This window comes from Flavobacterium adiutor, from assembly GCF_048282555.1.
GTDB lineage: Bacteria > Bacteroidota > Bacteroidia > Flavobacteriales > Flavobacteriaceae > Flavobacterium.
Genome location: NZ_CP182487.1, coordinates 414733 through 440471, shown reverse-complemented (window position 1 = coordinate 440471; position 25739 = coordinate 414733). Strand labels below are relative to the sequence as shown.

General features: G+C 33.3%; 27 protein-coding genes, 1 tRNA gene and 1 pseudogene. 15 read left to right on the top strand and 14 right to left on the bottom strand.

From position 1 onward, the window contains the following. Positions 1 to 246 precede the first annotated feature (246 nt). On the bottom strand, positions 247 to 1497 hold the full coding sequence (locus tag ACNC7R_RS01835) for an OmpA family protein (protein ID WP_417939294.1): 1251 nt from the start codon (positions 1495 to 1497) through the stop codon (positions 247 to 249). A 525-nt stretch (positions 1498 to 2022) separates the two neighbouring features. On the opposite strand from ACNC7R_RS01835, the gene ACNC7R_RS01830 reads away from it, so the two are divergent. The 5 genes from ACNC7R_RS01830 (at position 2023) to ACNC7R_RS01810 (ending at position 4724) form a co-directional block, all read left to right on the top strand. Beyond that, positions 2023 to 2319 carry a hypothetical protein gene (locus ACNC7R_RS01830; RefSeq protein ID WP_417939293.1) on the top strand — a complete coding sequence of 99 codons (297 nt, stop codon included), beginning with the start codon at positions 2023 to 2025 and terminating at the stop codon, positions 2317 to 2319. Positions 2320 to 2347: 28 nt separating this feature from the next. Continuing rightward, positions 2348 to 2635, top strand: a complete 288-nt coding sequence (locus ACNC7R_RS01825) for a hypothetical protein (protein ID WP_417939292.1) — start codon at positions 2348 to 2350, stop codon at positions 2633 to 2635. Between the two features lie 14 nt (positions 2636 to 2649). Further along, a complete protein-coding gene (locus ACNC7R_RS01820; RefSeq protein ID WP_417939291.1) occupies positions 2650 to 2946 on the top strand; it encodes a PepSY-like domain-containing protein in 297 nt (98 codons plus the stop codon). A gap of 17 nt (positions 2947 to 2963) precedes the next feature. Beyond that, on the top strand, positions 2964 to 3257 hold the full coding sequence (locus ACNC7R_RS01815; RefSeq protein ID WP_417939290.1) for a hypothetical protein: 294 nt from the start codon (positions 2964 to 2966) through the stop codon (positions 3255 to 3257). Positions 3258 to 3383: 126 nt separating this feature from the next. Then, positions 3384 to 4724, top strand: a complete 1341-nt coding sequence (locus ACNC7R_RS01810; RefSeq protein WP_417939289.1) for a sigma-54-dependent transcriptional regulator — start codon at positions 3384 to 3386, stop codon at positions 4722 to 4724. Here ACNC7R_RS01810 and ACNC7R_RS01805 read toward each other — a convergent pair. Then, entirely contained in the window at positions 4721 to 7165 is a 2445-nt protein-coding gene (locus ACNC7R_RS01805) for a hybrid sensor histidine kinase/response regulator (RefSeq protein ID WP_417939288.1), read from the bottom strand. The genes ACNC7R_RS01810 and ACNC7R_RS01805 overlap by 4 nt on opposite strands. A gap of 134 nt (positions 7166 to 7299) precedes the next feature. After that, complete coding sequence (locus ACNC7R_RS01800) at positions 7300 to 9201, bottom strand: alpha/beta fold hydrolase (protein ID WP_417939287.1); 1902 nt, start codon at positions 9199 to 9201, stop codon at positions 7300 to 7302. Positions 9202 to 9450: 249 nt separating this feature from the next. On the opposite strand from ACNC7R_RS01800, the gene ACNC7R_RS01795 reads away from it, so the two are divergent. From ACNC7R_RS01795 to ACNC7R_RS01775, 5 genes are all read left to right on the top strand, one after another. Continuing rightward, a complete protein-coding gene (locus ACNC7R_RS01795; protein ID WP_417939286.1) occupies positions 9451 to 10563 on the top strand; it encodes an NAD(P)/FAD-dependent oxidoreductase in 1113 nt (370 codons plus the stop codon). Next, on the top strand, positions 10563 to 11330 hold the full coding sequence (mtgA, locus tag ACNC7R_RS01790) for a monofunctional biosynthetic peptidoglycan transglycosylase (protein WP_417939285.1): 768 nt from the start codon (positions 10563 to 10565) through the stop codon (positions 11328 to 11330). The genes ACNC7R_RS01795 and mtgA overlap by 1 nt, the downstream gene beginning before the upstream one ends. Next, positions 11320 to 12276, top strand: a complete 957-nt coding sequence (locus tag ACNC7R_RS01785) for a lipid A deacylase LpxR family protein (RefSeq protein ID WP_417939284.1) — start codon at positions 11320 to 11322, stop codon at positions 12274 to 12276. The genes mtgA and ACNC7R_RS01785 overlap by 11 nt, the downstream gene beginning before the upstream one ends. Before the next feature lie 115 nt (positions 12277 to 12391). Continuing rightward, a complete protein-coding gene (locus ACNC7R_RS01780; RefSeq protein ID WP_417939283.1) occupies positions 12392 to 12721 on the top strand; it encodes a YegP family protein in 330 nt (109 codons plus the stop codon). Positions 12722 to 12852: 131 nt separating this feature from the next. Further along, entirely contained in the window at positions 12853 to 13152 is a 300-nt protein-coding gene (locus tag ACNC7R_RS01775) for a hypothetical protein (RefSeq protein WP_417939282.1), read from the top strand. On the opposite strand, the gene ACNC7R_RS01770 is transcribed toward ACNC7R_RS01775, so the two are convergent. Both ACNC7R_RS01770 and ACNC7R_RS01765 read right to left on the bottom strand, forming a co-directional pair. Further along, on the bottom strand, positions 13129 to 13416 hold the full coding sequence (locus ACNC7R_RS01770) for a hypothetical protein (RefSeq protein WP_417939281.1): 288 nt from the start codon (positions 13414 to 13416) through the stop codon (positions 13129 to 13131). The genes ACNC7R_RS01775 and ACNC7R_RS01770 overlap by 24 nt on opposite strands. Before the next feature lie 91 nt (positions 13417 to 13507). Then, positions 13508 to 14071, bottom strand: coding sequence for a DUF6642 family protein (locus tag ACNC7R_RS01765; RefSeq protein ID WP_417939280.1), 564 nt, complete (start codon positions 14069 to 14071; stop codon positions 13508 to 13510). Between the two features lie 180 nt (positions 14072 to 14251). Between ACNC7R_RS01765 and ACNC7R_RS01760 the strand changes: the two genes are divergently transcribed. After that, positions 14252 to 14428, top strand: coding sequence for a FeoB-associated Cys-rich membrane protein (locus tag ACNC7R_RS01760; RefSeq protein ID WP_417939279.1), 177 nt, complete (start codon positions 14252 to 14254; stop codon positions 14426 to 14428). Between the two features lie 128 nt (positions 14429 to 14556). Here the strand turns inward: ACNC7R_RS01760 and ACNC7R_RS01755 are convergent, their stop codons facing one another. From ACNC7R_RS01755 to ACNC7R_RS01745, 3 genes and pseudogenes are all read right to left on the bottom strand, one after another. After that, a complete protein-coding gene (locus ACNC7R_RS01755; protein ID WP_417939278.1) occupies positions 14557 to 17118 on the bottom strand; it encodes a DEAD/DEAH box helicase family protein in 2562 nt (853 codons plus the stop codon). A gap of 5 nt (positions 17119 to 17123) precedes the next feature. After that, positions 17124 to 18815: a DNA methyltransferase gene (locus tag ACNC7R_RS01750; protein WP_417943120.1), complete on the bottom strand. Its 1692-nt coding sequence runs from the start codon at positions 18813 to 18815 to the stop codon at positions 17124 to 17126. Between the two features lie 9 nt (positions 18816 to 18824). Further along, positions 18825 to 19022: pseudogene (locus tag ACNC7R_RS01745) on the bottom strand (site-specific DNA-methyltransferase); the annotation flags it as partial. Between the two features lie 257 nt (positions 19023 to 19279). Here ACNC7R_RS01745 and ACNC7R_RS01740 point away from each other — a divergent pair. Then, a complete protein-coding gene (locus ACNC7R_RS01740; protein WP_417939277.1) occupies positions 19280 to 19606 on the top strand; it encodes a hypothetical protein in 327 nt (108 codons plus the stop codon). Positions 19607 to 19712: 106 nt separating this feature from the next. Here ACNC7R_RS01740 and ACNC7R_RS01735 read toward each other — a convergent pair whose 3' ends face one another. The 3 genes from ACNC7R_RS01735 to ACNC7R_RS01725 form a co-directional block, all read right to left on the bottom strand. After that, positions 19713 to 20564, bottom strand: a complete 852-nt coding sequence (locus tag ACNC7R_RS01735; RefSeq protein WP_417939276.1) for an IS3 family transposase — start codon at positions 20562 to 20564, stop codon at positions 19713 to 19715. Positions 20565 to 20578: 14 nt separating this feature from the next. Continuing rightward, entirely contained in the window at positions 20579 to 21007 is a 429-nt protein-coding gene (locus ACNC7R_RS01730; RefSeq protein ID WP_417939275.1) for a transposase, read from the bottom strand. Positions 21008 to 21195: 188 nt separating this feature from the next. Then, positions 21196 to 21269: transfer RNA gene (locus tag ACNC7R_RS01725), tRNA-Ala, on the bottom strand. A gap of 104 nt (positions 21270 to 21373) precedes the next feature. On the opposite strand from ACNC7R_RS01725, the gene ACNC7R_RS01720 reads away from it, so the two are divergent. Next, positions 21374 to 22138 carry an enoyl-CoA hydratase/isomerase family protein gene (locus tag ACNC7R_RS01720; protein ID WP_417939274.1) on the top strand — a complete coding sequence of 255 codons (765 nt, stop codon included), beginning with the start codon at positions 21374 to 21376 and terminating at the stop codon, positions 22136 to 22138. On the opposite strand, the gene ACNC7R_RS01715 is transcribed toward ACNC7R_RS01720, so the two are convergent. Further along, positions 22128 to 22271: a hypothetical protein gene (locus tag ACNC7R_RS01715; protein WP_417939273.1), complete on the bottom strand. Its 144-nt coding sequence runs from the start codon at positions 22269 to 22271 to the stop codon at positions 22128 to 22130. The two genes, ACNC7R_RS01720 and ACNC7R_RS01715, sit on opposite strands and share 11 nt — an antisense overlap. Positions 22272 to 22302: 31 nt before the next feature. Between ACNC7R_RS01715 and ACNC7R_RS01710 the strand changes: the two genes are divergently transcribed. After that, entirely contained in the window at positions 22303 to 22755 is a 453-nt protein-coding gene (locus ACNC7R_RS01710) for a 6-pyruvoyl trahydropterin synthase family protein (protein ID WP_417939272.1), read from the top strand. A 74-nt stretch (positions 22756 to 22829) separates the two neighbouring features. Beyond that, entirely contained in the window at positions 22830 to 23573 is a 744-nt protein-coding gene (locus tag ACNC7R_RS01705; protein WP_417939271.1) for a UDP-2,3-diacylglucosamine diphosphatase, read from the top strand. 82 nt (positions 23574 to 23655) lie between these two features. Here the strand turns inward: ACNC7R_RS01705 and ACNC7R_RS01700 are convergent, their stop codons facing one another. Together ACNC7R_RS01700 and ACNC7R_RS01695 are read right to left on the bottom strand one after the other, a co-directional pair. Next, entirely contained in the window at positions 23656 to 24468 is an 813-nt protein-coding gene (locus tag ACNC7R_RS01700) for a hypothetical protein (RefSeq protein ID WP_417939270.1), read from the bottom strand. After that, entirely contained in the window at positions 24465 to 25700 is a 1236-nt protein-coding gene (locus ACNC7R_RS01695) for a hypothetical protein (protein ID WP_417939269.1), read from the bottom strand. Before ACNC7R_RS01695 ends, ACNC7R_RS01700 begins: the two co-directional genes overlap by 4 nt. Positions 25701 to 25739 lie beyond the last annotated feature (39 nt).

Here is a 25739-nt window from a genome sequence, read left to right as displayed (position 1 = left end):
AGGTTTTTTTATGCCCTGATTTTATGCATGTCGATTGTTTTAATATCCATATTATTTAATTATGACAACTAAAAGTAATTCTTTACAGTGCTCATTCTTATTTTAAATTTTGAAAAGAATCTTAATCCCAGTGTTGTTTAGATGTCTCAGTAGCCTTAGGAGCTTATAAATAAGCGACTGTATATATAAAAAAATGCCACATCTTGCGGATGTGGCATTTTTAATTATTAGCTTAAGTGATGTGTTTTAGTTTTTTATCTTGAAAGTAACTCTTCTGACTAACTTTCTCGCAATAGCTGAATCTTTATCTACAGAAGAATCTACACCCCCTCTCAGGACAGTAATTCTCTCAGGAGCAATCTTCGCTTTAAGAAGAATTTCTTTTACATTATTTGCTCTTTCGTCAGCTAATTTTTCGTTGTATGTAGCATTGCCAATTTCATCAGCATAACCCGTAATATCAACAGAAGCTGAAGGATTATTTCTTAAATAGTTTAGCACAAAGTTGATACCATCCATAGAGGACTCATTTGGGGTAGATTTGTTGAAATCGAAATAAGCTGCAACATAACCTCCGTTCACAAGATTTGTGATTGATTCCTTATCACTCAATGGAGCATCAGATCTGCTTGGGTAAGTTTTCGTTAAGTAGCTCTCTAATTCATCAGGGATACCGTTATTATTTAAGTCAACAGCTCTTCCTTTAGAATCCACCATAAGTCCTGCAATAGTATTAGGTTCTAAATCTAAATAATCAGCAACACCGTCTTTATCACTATCGGTTAACATTTTTTCAAGCTGATCAATTCTTTCTCTTTGAACAATCACTTCATTATCAACAATAGTAACCCAGTCAGCATGTTTTTCTTTTTTCCCAAGGTATAATGTCAAACCTATTGTACCATTAAACAAAGTTCCGTTAAAACCTTTTTCCGGATTTAATGCGGCTGCATCATATGTGTGATTTTGGAGCGCATTCAGAATAGTTGAAAAATCTCCGGTAAGAACCAATTTGTCAGAAAGTTTAACCTGGCCTGTTACACCAATAATGAAATTAATCATTTTGTCATCTATTGAAGAGTTTTTATCTTCAAAATATGCAGCACCAAAACCAGTATGTCCTAACAAACCAATTGTCTGTGTCCAGGTTTCAAAATTCATAATTCTCCCTAAGTTGGCTACACCCTGAATATCAAATCTATAATATTTAGTATCAAAAGGAGTTGATTTTTTTTGTTCCTGAAAACTATTGTATCCTAAATCAGCTTTCAAACCAAATTTGTTATTGAGCATGTATCTGACCCCTAAATCAACTACATAAGGACTTATAGTTGATGTATAATATTTCATTGGTTTTTGAGGTTTGTTAAATCCGCCTGATAATTCAATAGACCATTTGTTGAAATTACCATCAGCTAAACTTTCGACAGTGCTTGTCTGAGCATTAGTCGTTACAACTGTTACAAGCAAAACAAGTAATAGTATAATCTTTTTCATTTTATATTTCAATTTTAAAATTTGTGCAAAACTACAATTTAATTTTTAACATTTAAGCATGGAGCTAACACAATTATTATGAATTGTTTGCAATTCTGTTAAAAATTTTTCCAAGATGATATTTTTTGTATTATTATTCTGTTTATTATAGAATATTTTAGCTTAAATGAATTTAAAAATCCTCCATTGAATCAATTCTCTTACGGTGTTTTAACCATGTCCAAAAAATTGTGGATTTTATTATGCCAAAGTTGTATTCTATTGATAAGAATTATAAATCTAATCACCTATTAGATATAAAAAATTAGAATTATAAAATGTAGAAAACACTTTTGTGTATACTTTTTACACACTATTAATGTTAACTTACACACTTATTATTGCTTTTAAAAACACCTTTATTTAATTAGTTGATTAAAAACCAGTACATTAGCTATATAAAGGATTTGATTTTGATTATGGCATAATAATTTCTTTATCTAATGTGTAAAACAATAATTAAGTAAAATTTAAAATATACACATTATGAAAAATCTATTTTTATCAGCCGCAATTGTTTTGGGAAGTTTAACTTCATTTGCATCAACTTCTCCAATTTCAAATAATATTGTAAAAACGATCACAATTCAGGACGAATATACTGAAGTTAAATTAGAAGAAGTGCCAGCTGCAATTACAGAAGCTCTTAAAAAAGCGTATCCGGATTCTATACTTACCAAAGCATATAAAAATGAGAAATCAGAATACAAACTAGATGTTACAGTTGGTGACAAAGTAGGTAATCTTTTTGCTAACGCAGATGGGTCCTGGATTAAAAAATAATGTAAGTAATCTTTAAAAATGATTTATTATGAAAAAGATAATCTTAACAACAGCAATAGTTTTAGGAAGTTTATCAATTCAGGCATCAATCTTAAGTCCGGCAAATACAATTACTAAATCAATATTTCAGGACGATTATAAAGAAATCGATGCTGTACCGGCAGCTATTAAAACGGGTTTAGATAATGCTTATCCAGGTGTTAAACTTGAAAAAGCATTTGTAAATAGCAAAAAAGAATATAAAATTGAAATCACAGTAAGAGGTGAAAAATCTACTGTTTACACAGACGAAAAAGGAAATATTCTTAAAAAATAATTAAAAGAAGCATTATGAGAAAATTAATTTTATCTGCAGCAATTATTTTGGGAGGTTTATCAGTTCAGGCAGCTATTCTTCATGTAAAAAATTCAAATGTTAATTCTTTCCTTTTTCAGGATGAATATACAGAAGTTGCTTCAGATGCAGTTCCGGCAGCTGTAAAGTCTACAGCAGAGAAATCTTTTCCAAACACTAAACTTGAAAAGGTATATAAAAATGCTAAAAACGAGTACAAACTGGAAATTTCAAGTGGTGATAAAAAATATACTGTGTTCACAGACGCATCCGGAAATATCATTAAAAAATAATTTAAAAAATCAACATTATGAAAAAGCTAATATTATCAGCAACAATTATTCTTGGAAGTTTGTCAATTTACGCTACAACTATTAATGTTGAACCCGTAAAAGTTAGCGTAAATTTTCAATCAGAATATAAAGAAATCAAAGCCGGGGAAGTTCCGGATGCAGTAACAAAAGCTTTGCAAACTGCATATCCGGGAGCAAAGCTTGAAAAAGCATATGTAAACGATAAAAAAGAATACAAATTAGACATAGCAGTTGGAGACCAAAAGGCTACCGTTTACTCGGATGTCAATGGAAACTGGTTAAAAATATAATTAGGTGAATTAGATTTATGTTTTTGGTGAAAAAGAGATTGCTTAACAGCAGTCTCTTTTTTTTTACATAAATTTGTGATAATACTACATTAATAGTGGTATTTTAGCAAAAAGACCTGAAGAGCAATGCCAAAGATATTATTAATTGAAGACGATATTTCATTTTGCAAATTATTAGAAAGGTTTCTCAAAAAAAAAGCATTTGATGTCACAATTGCTTTCTCAGCAGAGGAAGCCCGTTTATATATCAAAAAAGAAACTTTCGATTTGATTTTGACAGACCTGCGTTTGCCTGATGCTGACGGTATTACTTTGATGTCTGAATTTAAAACATCGCATCCCGAAATCCCTGTTATACTCATGACAGGCTACTCTGATGTTAATACTGCGGTAAAAGCAATTAAAAACGGAGCAGCTGATTACATCTCGAAACCTTTTAATCCTGATGAAGTTTTATTGGTTATTACCAATGCTCTCCAAACTGCACCAAATGAAAAAGTTGTACCAAAAGAAAAAAAAGCTACAAATAAACAGGTTCCTGCAGAAAATGAGTTTGTGAAAGGAATTTCTGTTGCTTCCAAAAAATTATTAGAGCATATTAAACTGGTAAGCCCTACTGACATGTCTGTTTTAATTATTGGAGAAAGCGGCACAGGAAAAGAAATTATTGCAAAGAGCATCCACCAGCAAAGCCATAGGAAAAACAATAATTTTATAGCTGTTGATTGCGGTGCGATTCCGAAGGAATTGGCAGCGAGTGAGTTTTTCGGACATTTAAAAGGATCTTTTACAGGAGCAATTAGCGATAAAACAGGATATTTTGAAGCAGCAAACGGAGGAACCATTTTTCTGGATGAAATAGGAAATCTTTCCTATGAAAATCAGATTCAGTTGTTAAGGGCGCTGCAGGAACGAAAAATAAAACCGGTAGGAAGCAATAAGGAAATCAACGTTGACATCAGGATCATTACTGCAACAAACGAAGATTTGCGTGAAGCTGTTAAAAACGGAGATTTCCGTGAAGACTTATATCACCGAATCAATGAATTTTCTATTCAGTCACCTTCATTAACAGACAGAGGAGAAGATTTGATGGTTTTTGCCGATTACTTTTTAGAAAAGGCAAATCAGCAGTTAAATAAAGATATTATTGGATTTTCACCCGAAGTAGTCGCTATTTTTCAAAAATACAGCTGGCCAGGGAATTTACGTGAGCTTCAAAACTGTATTAAACGGGCTACACTTTTGTCTCAGGGAGACTTTATCGAAAGCGATGTTTTGCCGATTGAGTTTTTTCAAACAGAAAAAAAGGGCAGTTCAGAGAGTTTTTCCTTGTCTGAAAATGAAAGAGAAGCGATTATTCATGCCTTATCCAGAACTCAAAATAATAAATCTGAAGCTGCAAAACTGTTGAAAATAACCAGAAAAACACTTTACAACAAACTAAAACAATATAACATTGACTAAAAAAGAATTTCTTTCTTTAAAGCATCAAATAGCAAGTCTGTTTTGGTTTTTAAATTATCCAACAGAGGTTCTAAATTTGAGTTTTCTAAATTATTTTGTTCTAATGTTTTCAGTATTTCACCAATTTCGTTTGCCTGAATCTGTCTGAACATTGGTGCCATTCTATGACTGATCGCATTTACTTCGGCTATATTTTTTTTTAATACTGCATTTTCTAATTCCTGCAAATTTCGGATTGTACTTTCTATAAATGATCCAATAAACTCTTTTGATGATTCATTATCGTTTCCTAAAAACTCATTTAAAGTTTGTAAAGAATACGTTTGTGAAAAAACTTCTTCTTCTCTTTTTACAATTTTATTGTCAAGACTTATGGTATTGTCTAAGACTTTCTGAATCGTTTCAAGTAAGACTTTGGGAGAGTAAGGTTTGTTTATTACTGTTGAAAAACCAGCATTCGTATAAATAGAAAAATCTAAATCTGTTCGCCCTGTTATAGCAATGATGGGCTGATTTTTATAAAATGAACCTGTTTTACTTTTTAATTTTTTAACAAACAAGAATCCATCAATTTCAGGCATCTGAATATCTGTAATAATAAAATCAAAATCAGTATTCTCAATAGTTTCTAATGCTTCTGCAGCACTCGTAAATGACAAAACCTGATGTCCTTGCTGTTTTAAAACAGTACTCGTCAGATTCAGCAAATTAACATCATCATCCAAAACGATAAAAGTAAATTTTTCTAAGCTTGTAATAATTTCTTTTGATGCTGAGTCGGACTGGCTTGCACTTGTATCAAACAGCAGTGGTAATTTAATTTCAAAAGTGCTTCCTTCTCCAAATGTGCTTTCAAGCTTTAATTTTCCGCCTAAAATCGAAATGATTTTTTGGCAGATGGCCAGCCCTAAACCTGTTCCCCCGTATTTTTTTTCGATGTTTTCATTCGCCTGGGCAAATTCTTCAAAAACGAGTTTCTGATTTTTCTTTTCAATACCAATACCGGAATCTTCAATGGTAATGGTAAAAAAATCATTTTCTTCGGCAACATAAGCACTGATTCTTATAAAACCCTGCTCTGTAAATTTATAGGCATTTCCAATGATGTTGCTCAAAATTTGTTTCAGACGAAACGGATCGCCAACAATCTTTAAATTCAGTTTTTGATCAACATTAATAATCAGGTCAATGTCTTTTTGTTTGTAAACAGTCTGGATGCTTTTGGCCACTTCATCAATGATTTCAGGTAATAAAAAGGGAACTTTTTCAATCGTAATTTTACCTGCCTCGATTTGAGAAAAGTCTAGTAAATCCTTAACCAGCTGTGTAATATATTCAGATGAATTCTTTATGTTTTTAATGAAATACGACTGTTTGGTATTGACATCAGAATTGCTCAAAAGCTCTGAATATCCCACAATAGTACTCAGCGGGGTTTTTAAATCATGGCTCACCGTTGAGATAAGCTGTTCCCGGCTTTTAAGCAGGTTTTTGGTTTTAAAATTGGCAATTTCTAACTGCTTTTTATACAATTGCGATTTCGAATAATCACTTACGATGATGATAGAGAAAACCACAGTAAGCAGTAAACCCAAGATTGCCGAAACAGTAACGATTTCATTGACTTTTTTAAGTGATTTTTCTTTTAGTGAGTTATTTTTAATCGAATTGATAATGATTTCCCTCTCAATTATCCGAAGGACTTTTCTGAGCTGCTCTGATATGGCAATTTCATTTTTAAGCAATTTGTTCTCTTCAAAATTGAGTGACTCTTTTTTCTTTTCCGCTTTTTGTTTTACATCACTCAAAAGCTTTTTAGAATTGGCTAAAATCGAATCAGAAGCTTGTTTGCTTAAAGTATTGGTGCTGTCGTCAGGAATATTCTGATTTAAGTAATCGACATATCTTTGAAGTACATTTCGCTGATAACTTCCTAAATCATTCGGGTTTTGAGTAAAATCCCGAAGTTCCAGTTTTCGAAGCTTAAACTCCATTTTGGTAATTTCATCTATGGCATTATTTACAGAAACTTCATCATCGGCCTTATTTTTTATAGATTTTAATTGTCTGATGTTTTCTGTTTTTTCAGACAATAAATAAGTAACACTGTCCAGCAAAACCTTTTGATAATCTGTAGTTACAATTTGTTTCAGTATATCTAATCTCGATTTTAAGGAGTCTGTTTCGATAAGGTAGCTTTTGAAATCTTTTTCAGAGTTGGTCTGAATTGTTTTTCGGGCTAGACTTTCTGTTTTATATACATTCGAAAAAAGCTTGCTGACTCTTAATATTTTAGTTTTTTCAAACGCAATTTTATCTTCTAGCTTATTGTAAACTACATTTTCAGAATATAAAAACCATCCCACAACCACTACTAATCCGATTAGGGCAAGATAGCCGAAAAGTACTTTAATGGGCATATAGCTTCTTTTGCTTTCCATAAAATTGGTGTTGAGGAACTCGTTTTTTTAATGATTACTGCAATTTATTCAATATTATCTGTTTTAAAAAGCCAAACTTTCTATAAAAAAGCCACAGACTGGAAATCTGTGGCTGGAAATATTTTGCTTATATATTAAAGGGTTTCGTTTAGCCATTTAAAAAATTCATTTTGCCAAACCTGTGCATTCTGAGGTTTTAGAACCCAGTGATTTTCATCAGGGAAATAAAGAAAACGGCTTTTAATCCCTCTTAGCTGTGCTGCCTGAAACGCTTCCTGACTTTGCCCGATTGGCACACGGAAATCTTTTCCACCCTGAATAATTAAAATAGGTCTGTTCCAGTTTCCAACTAAAGTTGCCGGATTAAAAGCTGTGTAAGCTTTTTGTGCAACTGCATTGTCTTTTTCCCAGTACGCTCCACCAAAATCCCAGTTATTAAAGAAAACTTCTTCGGTGGTTCCAAACATACTTTGTGTATTGAAAACGCCATCGTGAGCGATAAAAGTTTTAAAACGGTTTTTATGAATTCCGGCCAAATAAAATACAGAATATCCTCCATAACTTGCCCCTACACATCCTAAGCGGCTTTTATCGACGTAGTTTTCTTTGGCAACATCATCAATCGCAGAGAGATAGTCATCCATAACCTGACCTCCCCAGTCTTTACTGATCTGTTCGTTCCACTCTACACCATGCCCTGGCATTCCACGACGGTTTGGCGCTACAACCACATAACCTTTCGCAGCCATTAAAGAGAAATTCCAACGGAAAGAATAGGATTGTGTCAACGGACTTTGAGGCCCTCCCTGACAGAACAACAAAGTTGGATATTTTTTTGAAGCGTCAAAATTTGGAGGCAAAATTACCCAAACCAGCATTTTTTTGCCGTCAGTTGTCGTCACATAACGTTTTTCGGTTTTGCTTAAGGTTAATTTTTTATATGTTTCAGTATTGATATTTGATAATTGTTTCCAGATGTTTTTCTTCAAATTGAAAGAGTAGATCTCGCCAGCATGATTCATATCTGTTCTTGTAACAATGATGTCATCTCCGGAAAAACCAACTAAGTCATTTACATCAAAATCACCATTTGTCAATTGACGAACTGTAATTGCAATTCGTGTCACTCCAGGAAAGTTTACTGTGAAAAGCTGTTTTGTGCCGTCGACCGGTGCAACAAAAAATACATTTTTGCCATCCTTGCTCCATATAAAACTATCTACAGTTCCGTCCCAGTTCGCGGTTAAGTTTTGTTTGATTCCCTTAAACTCAACAATAATATCATTTTTATCAGATTCATAACCGTCACGTTTCATTTGTAGCCAGGATAAATTTCCTGTTGGAGAGAATTGCGGAGCCGTATCGTAACCCAAATTGTCTTCGGTTCTGTTTACTGTTTTTTGAGTTTCTAAATTGTACTCGTAAATATTCGTATTGGTAGAAATAGCATATTCAGTTCCTGCTTTTTTCTTGCATACATACAAAATGCTTTTGCTGTCCGGAGACCAGATGTAATCTTCATCACCACCAAAAGGCTTTTGAGGACTGTCAAAATTTTCATCCTTCAAAATGTCAATTCCTTTTGCACCATCTTTGTTTTCTTTATAAAAAACATGATTAAATTTCCCTTCATTCCAAGTATCCCAGTGGCGATAATCCAGACCGTTATAAATTTGAACATCCGATTTATCAAGATTTGGATAGAAATCTTTTCCTAAAACTTTTTCGAGTTTTACTTCTTCATTATACACTACATATTTTCCGTCAGGCGAAATATTTTTGTCTGCCAGCACCTCTTTAGTGTCTTTAATCTCAGTTGCATTTCCTCCGTTTACTGGCAGAATGTAAAATTTAGAATGAGACTTGTTTTCCTCTACAGAAGGAGTTGAAACTTTGAAAACAACATTTTTACCGTCTTTCGAAAGTCCAAGAGGCGTTACTCTTCCTAATTTCCACAGCAGTTCCTGTGACATTACATTTTGTCCGATAGCGTTTAAACTCATCACTATTAAGGTTATAAATAATACTTTTTTCATAATAAAAATCTAATTTTTGCAGTGCTAAAAATACAACATTTACACTCCAATTAGTTAAATTTCAAATTCTAATAATTGTTAAAGTTTAGACGTTTAAATTTACAAATTTTACTATAGGATCAACCTGAACGAAATTGAAGGTTTGTAAACGAACAGGCTTCGACTTCGCTCAGTCAGACAAAGAATTTAAATGAACTTATATTACTTATATGGTTTAAAAAAATTATTATTTTTATAAAAAAGTCTGAGATGGAATTAAGTTACTGGGAACTAAAAAACTGGTTTACAAATGTAGACTATACCATAGTGGGGAGTGGGATTGTAGGACTTCATGCAGCATTGCGCTTACGCGAAAGATTTCCGGAAGCTAAAATACTTGTATTAGAAAAAGGAATGCTGCCTCAGGGGGCAAGTACTAAAAATGCCGGTTTTGCCTGTTTTGGAAGTCTTTCTGAAATTATGGAAGACTTAAAAATACATACGGAAGAAGATGTAGTCGAATTGATAGAAAAACGTTGGCAGGGTTTGCAACTGCTTAGAAAGCGACTTGGAGACAATACCATAGATTTTAGACCTCATGGGGGTTATGAATTATTCTTAAAAGAGGATGAATTTGGGTTTAACGAATGTATTTCTAAAATTCCTTTTATAAATGAAGTTTTAAAACCCCTTTTTAAAGCAGATGTTTTTACAAAAGAAATTGATCGTTTCGGATTTGAAAATATCCAAGAATATTTGCTTTTTAATCCTTTTGAAGCACAGATTGATACTGGAAATATGATGCAGGAATTGCTAAAACAGGCAGTCGCTGCCAATGTTTTGATCCTGAATCAGCAAACTGTAACTTCTTTTACTGATGCGGGGAACCATGTCGAAGTGTTGCTGAATGATTTTAGTTTTAAATCTAAAAAATTACTTTTCGCTACTAATGGTTTTGCAGAATCTTTGACAAATGGAGCTGTAAGGCCTGCAAGAGCACAAGTTTTAATTACAGAACCAATTCCAAATTTAGATATTAAAGGTACTTTTCATTTAGACAGGGGCTTTTATTATTTCAGAAATATCGGCGACAGGATTCTGATTGGAGGAGGAAGAAACTTAGATTTCGAAACTGAAACGACAACCAAATTTGGCCAGACCAAAATTGTGCAAAATAGATTGGAAGATTTACTGAAAAATGTAATTTTACCAAATCAGGATTTTCATATTGCCCATCGATGGAGCGGTATTATGGGAATCGGAAACAGTAAAAAACCTATTGTATCGCAACTGTCTGAAAACGTGTTTTTTGGATTGCGTTTGGGCGGAATGGGAGTAGCAATAGGGAGTGTAATAGGAACAGAATTAGCAGATTTAATTTAATGGCAGTCAAAAAACCAACACCGAAAAAAACAGCCGCAGGTAAGTCCAAATCATCTTCTAAAAAATCAAATCGCTCTTTTGGTGAAAAAGTCAAATGGTTTTTCATTAAACTGATGTTATGGTTCTTTGGACTCTCAATAGCATCGGTTGTGATTTTTAAATACGTGCCTGTGCCGTTTACACCATTAATGCTGATTCGTGCGATTGAAAATAAACTGGACGGTAAAGAAGTGTATTTCGACCATAACTGGGAACCTATAGAAAAGATTTCCAAAAATCTTCAAAAAGCAGTTATTGCAAGTGAAGACGGAACTTTTTTATATCATAACGGATTCGATTTTAAAGCGCTTCAAAAGGCATATAAAAGCAATGAACGCGGCCGCAGAATTCGTGGTGGAAGCACCATTTCTCAGCAAACAGCCAAGAATGTTTTTCTCTGGCAGGGAAAAAGTTATTTCCGTAAAGGCCTTGAAGCCTATTTTACCGTTCTGATTGAAATTATCTGGGGAAAAGAACGTATTATGGAAGTGTACCTGAACAGTATCGAAATGGGAGATGGGGTTTACGGCGCTTATGCTGCAACAGAACACTGGTATAGACGTGATGCTTCGAGCTTAACGCCAATGCAGGCAGCCGGAATTGCGGCAATTTTGCCTAATCCAAGGAAATTTAAGGCAACAGGATCATCAAGTTATATCAATAGAAGAAAAGAAAGAATTGTTCGTGAAATGCGCGCCGTTGGTAAAATAAATTATAATGGAAAGTAAAAAAAGCTTTTTACTGTTTTTCCTGTTGGTAACAGCCTTTGGTTTTGCCCAGGGAAAAAAGACCGAAATAGGTTTTATCACCGATAATGATTTGTATACTTCCTCTAAAAACGACATGTACTACACCAATGGACTGGAATTTTTTTACAGGTTTTTGTCGAAAAATAACAATGAAAAGATCAATAAAAAAATTACCGAATTCAGGATTGGGCAATATATTTATAATCCGAGGTTTATTAATGAGGAAGCAGTTACCATAAACGACCGTCCTTTTACCGGATATCTTTTTGCGGAGGCTGGACGCAGTTTTTTTTATCAGAGTGAATCAGTTTTTAAAATCGACTTCCAGTTAGGCTTCATGGGATCGAATGCTTTTGGTAAAGAAATGCAGGAAAGTTTTCATCATATCATTGGGTATAAGAAAGTATATGGCTGGGAAAATCAGCTGCATAATGCGCTGGGAGTTCAGGCTCACGTGATGTATTCAAAGAAATTATTCTCTGGAAAACATTATGATTTTACAGACCTTCATTTTCAGTCGGAAGTGAATCTGGGAACTATTTTCACAGGGGTTTCTACAGGGGTTTTAGCCCGGTTTGGTTTTAAAAAGCTGCTGCCGGTTTACGATTCTAATCTGCATGATGCTTCAGTGAGTTTTGAACCGCAATTTAACATCCGCGAGTTTTACTTTTATGCAATGCCCAGTGTGAATTATCAATTTTATGATGCCACGATTCAGGGCAGTATGTTTAATGATACAAGTCCGGTGACTTTTGATTTAGAACCTTTGCGTTTTAATGTTGAAGCAGGTTTAAAGTACCGCCACAATAATTTTAATATATCGTATTCATTTTTGTATCGTGGAAGAGAATTAAAAGATCCTGTTCACAATACTAATACGGGCTATTTTTACGGTTCGATTCGGTTAGGGTTTTTACTGAAATAAGTTGTAAAATTTACAATTTACGGATAACCATAAAATCGTATTTCTAAGTTTTGTACTTTTATATAATGCAGAATAAAATTATTTCTAACCAATAACTTAAAAGCAAAAAAACAGCATGGGAAAATTTGTAATCACCAAAAGAGCCAACGGAGAATTTCAATTTAATTTGAAAGCCGGCAACGGCCAGACGATTTTGACAAGCGAAGGATATTCGACAAAAGCAGCTTGTTTAAACGGAATAGAATCTGTAAAAACGAACTCACAGGACGATTCAAGATTTGATAAAAAAGAATCTGCAAGCGGTAAGCCGTATTTTAACTTGAAAGCGTCTAACGGTCAAAACATAGGTGCAAGCGAAATGTATGAAAGTGTTGCAGCCAGAGACAACGGCATTGCCTCTGTAAAAACCAATGCTCCGGATGCTGAAACTGATGATCAGGCTTAAGTTTGGATTTTATTATAATTAAAGCTCTCTTAATTGAGAGCTTTTTTTATGATATTAAAATTGTATCTAAAACGAAGTTTTAAATTTTAATACTATATTTGTCTAATATGTTAAACAAAAAATATCATATTATGATAGAAATAGTTGAAAATTACGAGAATTACATTGATAGCCTACCTGAACTAATTAGTAAATCATATTACAAAGCTGAATTTTTTATGCAGAAATTAGGTTTAAAACATGCAACTTATTATAGAAAATTGAGGCTAAAAACGTTTACTCCCCAAGAAGTAAAATTGATTACAACTTTACTTTACCCAGAAGAAATATTGGCTCAGCAATTACAAAAAAGCGAGGAAGATATTAAAGCTGGAAAAACAATTGATTATACAGAGTTCAAAGAAAAATTAAGAATGAAGTATAATGTCTAGATTCAAAGGGTTTCTTTTGTTATCCCAAAACAATACAATATAAATTATATCAGATTCAATTTTATAGAAAATATAAACTTCTTCACTTAATAAAAATTTTCTGTAACGAGTATTCTGGTATTTGTGCCCTATATGATTATTTTGTTTAATGATGTCCAGCACAGAAATGGTTTTTTTCGAAAATGAAGAAGCCTTACTTTCAGAATACATGCTTATTATTTCAAGATATGACTTCTCCGCATTTTCAGTGATTTGTATTTCCATTTTGCGTTGATTTTAACACAAATATAAATTACTCAATTGATAAAGTGATTTTTTTTCAATAAATAATCTTACAAATAATTCATAAAAGCCATTAATAATACATTCTAAAATCGAGAAGTTTACAAAGCTCATAATGCTTTTCGTAGAGTGTTTCTACAATTTCAATAAGGTCATCCTCTTTCTGGCATAATTTAAAAAAAGCTTTGTCAACAGACACGGTGCTCGTAAAATTGTTCGAAAACGTACCATAACCGGAAATCGCTCTTGCTCCGGTAATATCCAGGAAATACTGCGCTTCCTCTTCGTTGAGGTCTAATATTTTTGAATTGGCAAAATGCAGTATTTTGCCTTTCATTTTACCTTCAAAGATCTCAGCAATTTCTTCTAAGCTGTAATAGTAATTATTCAGGCAGATGTTGTTGGCTTCGCCTTTCATTACGAGATAGATAATTTCGTAATCTTTGAAATTATGATCGTCATAAAGCAGATTATTCAGGCTTTCTTCGAGTCCTTCAATAGTATCGCAGGTTTTGTGAATGCTAGAAATACCCTGATTAAAAGCCAGCTTTTCAAGACTTTTAACCACTTCGGTAGCAGTGTCGTTTTCTATATCTGGTACGCCTTCCAGACAGAAAATAAATTTATCAGAATCCATGGAATTTAATTTTTTGTAAACGATTCGGGTTAAAAGCGTTTGTTTAACTGTTATCAGCAATTTAATTATAAATATTTAGATAGAAAACCCTATTGACAGATTTGTATAATTACAGAGGTTTAACATTTTGATAATGTTCTGCAGGTTTTAAAATGATAACTTTAGTAAAAATTTAAGACTATGAAAATCAACTGGATAATAATAGGAACTATTGTAGTAGTGCTAATTGCACTGATTTTGTTTATGATTAGAAAAGATCAAAAAGAGAAAAAGAAATTTACGAAGTTCCTGAATGATGATTTTAAAAAAGCGGATGAAGACGAGCCGGATTTTGAAGATACGGCAAATGAGAAATAAACCCTGGTAAAATTCATATTTACAAGGGTTCTTTTTTTTCAGCGTTTTTAATAGTATTTTTTAGTTTTGCTGTCCAAGTATTAGCAGGTTATCTTTTCAACCGTATTGAACCCAGAAACTATATTTCATCACCAAACATTCAATGTTTCCTGTAGTATCTTTTTAAATTCGTTTTCGTTTTCATAATTATAAAACGGAACGCCTGTAATTACATAATTATCGGTATGTATTTTAATAGTCTGCTCTGTTTCTCTAATCTCTTTCAAAAAGTCTTCTTTCCATTTGTCGTGAGCAACTAAGTGAACTCCTTTAGGCTCAATAAAAACCTGATAAGTTAATTCTTTGTCCTTTTTTTGTTTACAGAATAAAATAAAATCAGGCTCAAATGCCCTTCCGAATTTGTCAATTATTTTGATTTCCCTCTCATTTCGGATTAAATAAATATCCTTATACTTTTGCCCTAAACTTTCAAAACGTTTGGCGAACATTTTTACAAACGATTTTTCTTCGCTTGTTCCATAGTTTGCGTTGTAAACATACCAAGGCTCATTTACAACAAATGGCTCTTGCCCATCTGCCCTTTCACTATCTTTATAAACTTTAATCTGCTTGTCTTTGAATACATTGTGAACATATTCTTTAATAAATGATGACCCTTCAAATTCTGTCAGATTTGATTTTATTTCTGATTCAATGGTTTGCAAAAGCCCCTGAATTGAAAGTAAATAATCGTTATTAGTTATATCTAAAATCCTGGATTTAGTACCCATAAAAGTAACTTCCAGACTTCCTAAATAGTCAGTGCTATCAATAAAATTAGACAAGGATTCGGCTTTTGGAAAATACCGTTCTAAATTATCGAAATAGTAGAAAGGATTTTGTGAAAGTGCATATCGGATCACATGCTTAGGGATCGCTGAAAGTGGAATATCTTTTGAATATTGTGTTTCTGCTTCATATTCTAATTCCATTTCAAAAAAAGCACTTGTCATTTTACCGAAACCCGATGAAAGCTGATGTTTATAATTCTTTCTTGAAACTCCTAAATCCGAAAATGATTTAATATTACCATAACTTTTTTCCTGTTTCTTATTGTAGACAACCATTCCGTTTTTATAAAAATGGGTTTTTTTGAAATCTTCTTTTAATATAAGCTGCTTTGTCACCAATTTGTCTTCATCTTCATAAACACCAGAGTCCACAAGTGCTTTTTTTAGTTCCGAAATATATCGGCTGTCTTCTTTAGTGTGGTAATACAATTCTTCTAATATTTTCAAATCATTGGTTAGATCATCATCGTATTTTCTCGTGAATTTGTCCTGCCCCGTTTCTAAAGCAAATGGAAAGTATCTCGCACCCCTGCCTATGAGCTGCGCTTCTGAAAGTGTTGTTGCACCAACTTTACCATCTTTTCCGTCCCTGGTTTCATATAGCCGGACAATATCAAACAAATTCAAAACATCCCATCCTTCATTTAATTTCTGAACAGCAAAAATAGCACGAATGGGATTGTTTTCATCTTCTAGTGTATTTAAAAGCAGCTGGTTTTTTTCAGCTTCAAGGTCATTGTTGGCACTAATACAATTTTCAAAACGAAAATTTGATTTGATTCTTCTTGAAATCTCGGCAGATGAAATATTTTTCGAGTTAAAAAAACTAAACGCTTTTTGTACTACGGAAACTGTTGCTGTATCTCTTATTTGGTCAACTAATAAAGCCGACATTTCGTCAATGAGTTCATGAAAGTTTACTTTATTCTGTTCAGATTCTTTAATTGTCTTTTTAGCTTTGAACAGAATTACAGGCTTTAAATTGATATGGTGAGCAGTTGCCAATTCCTGTCTGTATAAATTCAGGATCAATGCTTGCATTATGCGTTCTTTTTCATCATACAAAGACCTGACAAGGTTTATTTCTTTAGAATACTTATCAATTCTGAATTGAGAAAGATCATATTTGAAAATTACCTTGTCCTGATATTTTCTTAAAATTTCTGCATTATCATAATCAAGTGTGGCAGTAAATTCCAAGAGTATATTATCGAAATTCTGTTTTAGAATTTCAATTACGGTTCCCTCCCAACTGCCAAATAATTCTGCACTATTTTTTGTTGCAGAATTTAAATGATGTGATTCATCTGCAATTAATACTAATTTTTTATCGCTAAAATCTTCGTAAGTGATACTATTTTCTTTAGTATTGTTTAAATCAATATGAAGCTGCTGAATGGTTGTAAACTTGATGTTGATGTTTTTGTCATCTGCACTTTCAAAAGTTTCTGTTTCTTTTATGTAAACTTCTTTTCCGTCAATTACTATTTTGTCATTAAACAAATATTTTGAAGATTTGGGATTCAAAAAATTGTCTTTCGTTTTTTTGATAATGTTATTTGAGTTAACAAAAAACAAAAAATTGCGATAGCCCTTCTCATACAGATAAAGCATTAAACCAGCCATTACCAGAGTTTTTCCACTTCCTGTTGCCATATTATACAACAAATGAAAAGGTTTTTTAGGCTTGCCGTCAAAATCTTCTGTGTGACAAAGTATGTATCGTTGAAACGCTTCAATCTGATAAGGACGCTGACCAAAACCGGGTTTTAGATTATCAGTCATGTAATTAGGAACAGGAACACGGGCAATTTCTCTTTTACCAAACTCCTGAACCAATGTGTCATACAAAAAACTCATTGCGCTTATTTTTTAAGTTGGTAAAAATCCTGTGTAACTTTCTTTTCTTCTGCTGAAACCGCAAAATCTTTATCATTTAACGAGGAAAGATTTACATACAGTTGGTTTTTGTCTAACAACTCAAGCAAATGTTGTTTTTGTTCTTCTAAAGTCAATGCTTTAAACGCTTCAATGTGCTGCTCTTGTTTTTGAATATCAACATTATAGTTGAGGAAAGATTTTGATTTCATTTCTTCCCAAATTTTTAATACCGCTTTTGTATCTCCTGCAGACACGATTTGTTCAATAAAAATTTGATTGTATTTTTTTAGCTCAAGGTAGACAAATTCTCCGCCTCCTTGCCAATTGACATCTTCACATTTTGACACGCCTGTTTGATCGTCTTTTATGACATTATTTAAACGATTAATTGATAAATCGATTTGATTTTGAATTTGCTCCAAGCCAATATACCTCCTATTTATTTTATGACAAACAGCAGCAGTTGTTCCGCTTCCTAAATGATAATCAAGTACTAAATCTTCTTTTTCTGTAAATAATTCAATAAGGAATTTTAATAATTCCTCTGGCTTTTTGCCATTTCTAAATTCAATGCCGCCTTGTTTTGAAACATTATTATATTCTCTCTCGAAATTATAAAAATTTGAATATTGTTTTTTTGTTACTTCTGCACTGGTTGGCATACCCTGATAATATCCCCCATTTTTTTTTCCTAATGGAGCTGAATAAAAAAATCTATGACTTACAGCGTCATCACCCATATCAGGAACTTTAAATAAAGTTTCGGGCGGATAGCGTTTTAGTTTTTCAAGATGTTTTACAAAAAATCTTCCACTGCTATTTTTCTCTCTGATTGAACCTCGAATACTAATTTTTTTCAACCCCTCTTTATTTGCAGGAATTGTTTCAACAGTATATTGATCTGGTAAATAAATCTCTACCAACTTATTGTCACATTGTAACGTTTCTGGTTTTGAATCTTCTTTTATGATTATTCGTGTGGTATAATCATCTATTGTTTTTTGCTCTTCTTTAAAAGGCATCTTTTTGTTTGGATCATTTGAATAGATGAGAATATATTCAATAACATCATTATATTCTTTATCACCAGTTAATGCTCTATCTGGATGCCTAACTTGTATATTAAAATCACATAAATGCTTTTCAAAAATATCATTCATCAACACTTTCAAATAGGCAAATTGATGAAAAGAACACTGAACTAAAAAAGTTCCAGATGGACTAAGCAAAGATTTTGCAGATTCAATTCGATTCTTCATAAAAGACAACCAAGTGGATTGATTAAAAGAATCATTGTATCTAAAAGAGTCGCTTCCCGTATTATAAGGAGGATCAATATAAATCAATTTCACTTTTCCTGCGAATTCTTCTTTTAATGTATGCAGTGCCAAAAGATTATTTCCTTTTATAATGAGATTATCAGTAATTAATCCCTTTTCGTTTCTGTTGAACTTCTCAAGTGGTTTTTCTCCTTTTGAGGTGTAGCGTTTGGCATTGGTTAAAACCTTTGGTTCTAACAACTGGGTTATTTCGTCCTGCGCCAGAGTTTCGTTAAAAAATATTTCTTCTCTTTTGTCTTCTTCACGGCTTTGCCCGCCTTCTAAAACACAGTCTTTAAATGGCCAAACAAGAGCTACTTCGTTACGCTGTTTCAGATATTTTCCTCCAATAGTCAAGCCTACTTTGTTTTTGAATGCCGTATAACTGTCATTCAAATAGTTCTTTTGTTCCAAAAACTGCACAAACAAAGATTGGTTAAATACCAAAACACTTTTTATTTCAAGAAAAAATTTTTCTTTTAGCTCTTTGTTGTCAAGCAACAGACCAATAAGTTCTGCATCATAATTTTGTGCCTTATCTATTACAACCCATTTTTTCAACATTCCATCGTCTGTAATATAATTTGGCTCTTTTTTTAGTTGTTTTTCAAGTGTTTCGTATATTTCCATTCCTTTGAAATTATTTTTATTCAGATTATTAGGTTAATCTAAGTTTTTGTATGATTATGAACTTTTATGCACATTTCCTCGCAAAAAAGCTTAAAATCATTATAGTTCAAAACAAATATACACTCAAAATACACATATATGAGTACATTTGGTGAAATTTATTTCTCATTCAAGTGCACATATTTGTAGGTATGGAACACAGGGGAGAGATAATAAAACAAGCAGTCTATAAAAGCGGGTATCCTATCACTGAATTAGCTAAAAAGTTAGGAAAAAGCAGAAGATGGATGTATCTGATGTTCGACAACAATAATGTTTCTCTTGATATAGTACTACAGATAGGGAAAATTATACACTATGACTTCTCAGATGAGATCAAAGAATTTAATCCTTACCAGAATGTGATTAATGAACCTGCTACAGACTATAAAAAAGATGAATCACAAGTTGAATATTGGAAAAACAAATATTTGAAGTTACTTGAGGAATATAATGAGATTTTGAAGAGAATGAAGTAATTGATTCTGTAAAATGATTCTTTTAGATGTTAAGCTCCTGAATTATTTACAACATGTCTAGTCCTGAAAAAGTGATACAGGATTAATAAAAAATAAAAGTACAATTTTAGACAGTAGCAAGCTCAGGTTTGCTACTGTTTTTTGTTTTATAGGTTCTCATTTTAATTTTGTTTTGGTTATGCATCTGATTTGGAGTAAGCATGTAATTAGAATAATGAGGTCTGATTTCATTATAGATATCAATAGCTTCTTTTACAATTTTTTGCATGATTTCTGCTTTTTGGTTGTATTTGTCAACCCTAAATTCCTGTTTTAAAATACCATTAATCCTTTCTGCCACTGCATTTTCATAAGGGTCAGAGTTTTGTGTCATACTACATAGAATTTTATTTTTATTAAGCTGCTTTTGATAGTCATTAGCACAATATTGAATCCCTCTGTCTGAGTGATGTATCAATGGTAAGTTTTTGTTGTTTCTGTGTTTAAGAGCCATTTTAAAAGCCTTCAAACTGCTTTCTGTGTTCATGTTATCGGCGACATAATATCCCATAATCTTTTTAGAATAAGCATCTGTGACTAAGCTTAAATAGCAAGGATTATCTCTTTTTCCTATATAGGTTATATCAGAGACCCAAACTTGCTCTGGTCTGTTAATTTCTAAATCTAGAATTCGATTTTGATGTTTATTAAATCGATGATGTGAGTTAGTCGTTACATGATAACTTCGTTTAGAATGTATCAATAAATGATTGGCTCTGAGTATATCAAAGAACTTATCTCTTCCAATTTTCATTAATTGAAGTTTATCCAACAAAAGATAATATAGTTTTCGAGCACCTATTCTAGGCATTGTCTTCCTGATATTATTCACCATCAAAATCACTTCTTTGGCTTTGTTTTGTTTGGATGCTATTCTTCTAGTCTTTCGATAATAAACCTGTCTGTCTATCCCGAACAAATAACAGGTAAACGCTACTGTTTTTTGTTCTTTTGCTTTAAAGCGGGCGATTGTTCGGGTGCAGAGTTTTTTCGGATATCGATATGATATTCTTTCTCAGCTAAATCAATCATCATGTCAAACAAGATTGCTTTTTTATCTGCAACGTAAGCTTGTCGTTCTAAAAAAGCCTTTTGTTTTTCTAATAGCTTGACTTGGGCTTCAAGTTCCATAATTTTTTGTTCGGGTGACTTTGCCATATTCAAAGGGGATTGGTTTTCCCAATCAAAGTTACCAAATTTTCGTAACCAGCCCAGAACTGTAGCATGGCTTTGAATACCATATTGTTTTCTAATTTGGGTAATTGATGAACTACCTTGCTCAACTTCTCTAACGATTTGAAGTTTTAAGGACATGCTGTAATCTCGCTGGGTGCGCTTTACATAATTGCTGTATTCTTCCATAACGATTGTTTTTGTGTATCGCTATTTCAGGACGGGACAACATATACTTTTAAGCCAATAATGGTTATTCAATTGTGGCTTTTTTTATGCTCTTTTAAAAGTGGTGTGAATAAAGTGGTGTGAATTATGTGTAAAAACATAAAAAAAGCACTTACAGATTTTACCATAAATGCTTAATAATTAATTTGTGGAGAATACCGGATTCGAACCGGTCGCCTCTACGCTGCCAGCGTAGCGCTCTAGCCAAATGAGCTAATCCCCCAATTCTACAGCAAATAAAGTCAATTAATTTTCAAAAAACAAATTTAAGACAGTTTCAGGCAAAATATTTTTCAAAACCGTAACTTTACTTTTAAAACTAATTTTATGAGTTCTGAAAAATTAAACGGAAGTTTACAAACTTCTTTTCAAAATACCATCGCAACTGTTCAGTTTGGTCATCCGGCAAGTAATTCTTTTCCGCGCCAGTTGTTGGATCGCCTGACGGCCGAAATTAATTTGTTAAGCCGAAATGAAGCCGTTTCCGTTATTATTCTGCAAAGCGAAGGTTCGAAAGTATTCTGTTCTGGCGCTTCATTTGATGAACTTCTGGCGGTGCAAAACGAAGAACAGGGAACCGAATTTTTCTCGGGTTTTGCTCATTTACTAAACGCAATGCGTAATTGTACCAAACTTATCATTGGGCGCGTACAGGGAAAAGCCGTTGGTGGCGGGGTGGGTATTATTGCTGCCTGCGATTATGTTTTGGCTACGCCAGAGAGTGCCGTAAAACTTTCGGAACTCTCTATTGGTATAGGACCGTTTGTCATTGAGCCTGCTGTTTCACGAAAAATTGGTAAAATGGCGATGACCCAGATGACTTTGGCCGCTCACGAATGGAAATCGGCAAGCTGGTCCTTGCAAAACGGACTTTATTCAGCACTTCATAATGCTGATGTACTGGATGCCGAAGTGGAAAATTTTGCACAAAAACTCAGTTCATATAATCCTGAAGCTTTAGTTGAGATGAAAAAAATTATTTGGGAAGGTACAGAACAATGGGAATCTGTCCTGATAGAGCGTGCTAAAATCACCGGAAGACTCGTTTTGTCAGATTTTACTAAAAAAGCTTTATTGCAATTTAAGAAGTAGTTTTTTCAGGAGCTGATTCCTGCTCTCCGCTATATCTTTTGTGGCGAACCCCGCCACAAAAGGATGTCGCTACGATCAGGGCTAAAAACGGTAAAGCAAGACCTTTTTTTATTAAAAGGTCATTTCTCAACATCTATTTCCTAAATTTGCAGAAAAAACAACCGATGAGTAATATCAGAATTACAAAACAATTTAGTTTCGAAACCGGACACGCTTTATACGGCTACGACGGAAAATGCAAAAACGTTCACGGACATAGTTATAAATTATCGGTAACAGTTATTGGTTCGCCAATTACGGATCGATCCAATGTAAAATTCGGAATGGTAATCGATTTTTCGGATCTAAAGAAAATTGTAAAAGAAGAAATCGTCGACCAGTTTGACCATGCAACTGTATTTAACGAAACTACACCACATATTGAATTGGCAAACGAACTGAAAAATCGTGGTCATCATGTAATTTTAGTAGATTACCAGCCAACAAGCGAAAACATGGTAATCGATTTTGCTAAAAGAATTAGATCACGTTTGCCTGTCGGAATTTCACTTTTTTCCCTAAAACTTCAGGAAACAGAATCTTCATTCGCAGAATGGTTTGCATCTGATAATATGTAATAAAGTTTTAAGTTAAGAGTTAAACGTTAAAGTCAAAAACTCATAACTTCTAACATCTAACTTTTAACACACCAATGAAAAAAACATATTTTGCTTCTGACCAGCATTTTGGAGCTCCAACTCCCGAATTGAGCTTGCCTCGTGAAAAAAAATTCGTGGCCTGGCTTGATGAGGTGAAAGAAGATGCTGAAGCTATTTTTTTAGTAGGCGATTTATTCGATTTTTGGTTCGAATATAAAACGGTTGTTCCAAAAGGCTTTGTTCGTATTTTAGGCAAACTGGCTGAGCTTCGTGATAGCGGCATTCCTATTTTTTTCTTTGTCGGAAACCATGATTTGTGGATGCATGATTATTTTGAGACCGAATTGAATATCCCGGTTTATCATGACAATAAAGAATTTACATTTAGTGGAAAAACATTCCTGATTGGCCACGGGGACGGAAAAGGCCCCGGAGACAAAGGCTATAAAAGAATGAAAAAGGTCTTTACAAATCCGTTTTCAAAATGGCTTTTCCGCTGGCTTCATCCGGATGTTGGTGTAAGTCTGGCACAATACTTATCCGTAAAAAACAAACTTATTTCCGGTGATGAAGATGTGAAATTTCTGGGTGAAGAAAATGAATGGCTGGTTTTGTATGCCAAACGAAAACTTGAAACCAAACATTACAACTACTTTATTTTTGGTCACCGTCATTTACCTATGATTATTCCGGTGGGAGAAGATTCAGAATATGTAAATCTGGGCGACTGGATTGGTTACTTTACGTACGGTGTTTTTGATGGTGAAAATTTTGAACTTAAAAAGTTTGAGAAATAATGAGTTTTATCATTCTGGTTCGCAGAGACATTTAGAATTGAAAACTATGTCTATTGCCGGAAATTTGTAGTGTGCTAAGATGTTATTTCGCTTTGTAAAATTGTAGCTTTTTGTCTACTGTATTAATTTTTACGTAGCCTCCTCGAATGGTTACAAATACATTTTTTTCGTCAAGCACTACTACAGAAGCTGGATATAGACCATACCAGAATAAATCATTAAAAAGTGTGGTTTTTTGTAAGTTTTTATCAAGGATATAAAACCCTTTGTTCCCTGCTATATAAATGAAGTTTTTATGAACACACATCGCTGAAGGAGCGTCATCCAGTTTTAATGTTTCGGAAATAAAAAAAGATTCATTTTCATTACGAAGACTAAACAGATTTCCAAAATTAAGGCTCATGTGAGCCAAACCTCCCAGCAAATATATAGAATCGTTGAACCCAAAAATAAACTGAAAATTTCCACTTTGAAGAAGCTTACTATCTTTAATAAAATTATGAATTGGATTGTCATCAGGAATCATTAGACCACCGAAAAATCGGGGTTTGATTTCTTTTGCATTTTTTCCGTTAACATATACGGTTTGGGTAGTATCTTTTGGTTTAAAATATAATCCACCTCCAAATTCTCCCATATTCACCGCAATTAATTTTCCACTCGGAATATCATATTCAACATGAGGTGAGTATTGATATTTTTCTATTTTTATTTTACCCGATTCTAATGAGAAAACAAATGTTTTATCTGATGAATGGTTAAGATCATACCACTCTTTACTATCCATTTTTGGAATTTTACTTACTTCAAAATCTTTTAGAGAATAGCTTTGGCTAAAGCTAAATGAAATGTTCAGTAGAGATATTAATAAAAAAAAGGATGATGTGGTTTTCATTTGTGTTGCTTGTTTTTTATTTCGGTCGAATTTGGATAAACAGCTATTTTGTGTGTTCGTAACAAATAGCTATTTATAGCGGGATTATTTGATTGCTGAAAACGGATTACTTTAGAATTTTGTATTGGCATATGACATTCGACGCAATTATTCGGTAATTCCGATTTTGAAATTGTTTTTAAAGTTACAGCTTTATGCTGTGTACTTTGATGACAACTCATACAGATTTTAGAATACGAAATATTTTTTTGCGGTATATCCTGATGAGGATTATGACAGGTAATACAGTCCATAGTCTGGCTTTTCTGAAAACATTTGCTTTGAGAAAGCAGCCCTAACTGGTTTCCATGAACATCAAGATTCAGGCTGTCTTTTGGAAGGCGGTTTTCCTGAAAATAATCCGTCAGACTTTCTCCCGGTTTAAATTGAAATCGTGATTTTAGTTTGATTTTATCATTTCCTGAATGGCATAAAGCACAGCCATCTATTCTTTGCTGCCTGTTCAGGTTTCGAAAAGGCACCATATTTTGCGCTTTCTTTAAATCTGGAAATTTTAAATGCGTCCGGACATGTTCTTTTGCCGGTCCATGGCAGCGCTCACAATCTATTCCGTAAATCAAAGTGTTTTTGTTCATGAAATTATGGACTTCCATTCCCATATAATTATAAGCTTCTGAACTGCTTGTAGTCACACAGTTGCTTCCAATATTAGAACTGTGACATGAAAAGCATTCCTTTTGTATTTTTTTACTAAAATCAGCATTCGTAGCAGAATAATCCGGACTTGTGGCCCAGTTGTTTATCGATTTATAGTAAGAGATGGGTAATTCATAAAAATTATGATTTTTCCAGTAGCCACTGGTTTGTGCATGTTTAAAGCCGAAGAGAACATCAAAAGGATATGCTTTGACTTCTTTTCCGTTTTCATACAATACCTGATAAAGTGAATCGTAACGTTTCTCCATGACAAGTTTAGTGTTTTTGTCATAGACGAAAGTATTTTTGCCATTTGTAAAATGCCCTAAAATATTCTTTTGAGTCGCAGGTAATGAAGCTTTGTAATGTGCACTGAGAATAGAAGTTTCGTGCTGTTGCTGATGACATTGAATACAGCTTTCGGAACCAGCATAATCGGTTCCACGAGGATCAATATAATCATCGGCTTCATTTTTACAACTTATTAAAAGCAGCGTCTGGGCAAATAAAGTAAAAATAACAAGGGCTTTCTTCATTATTGTAAATATACTTTTTTAAAATAAATATATTTCAAT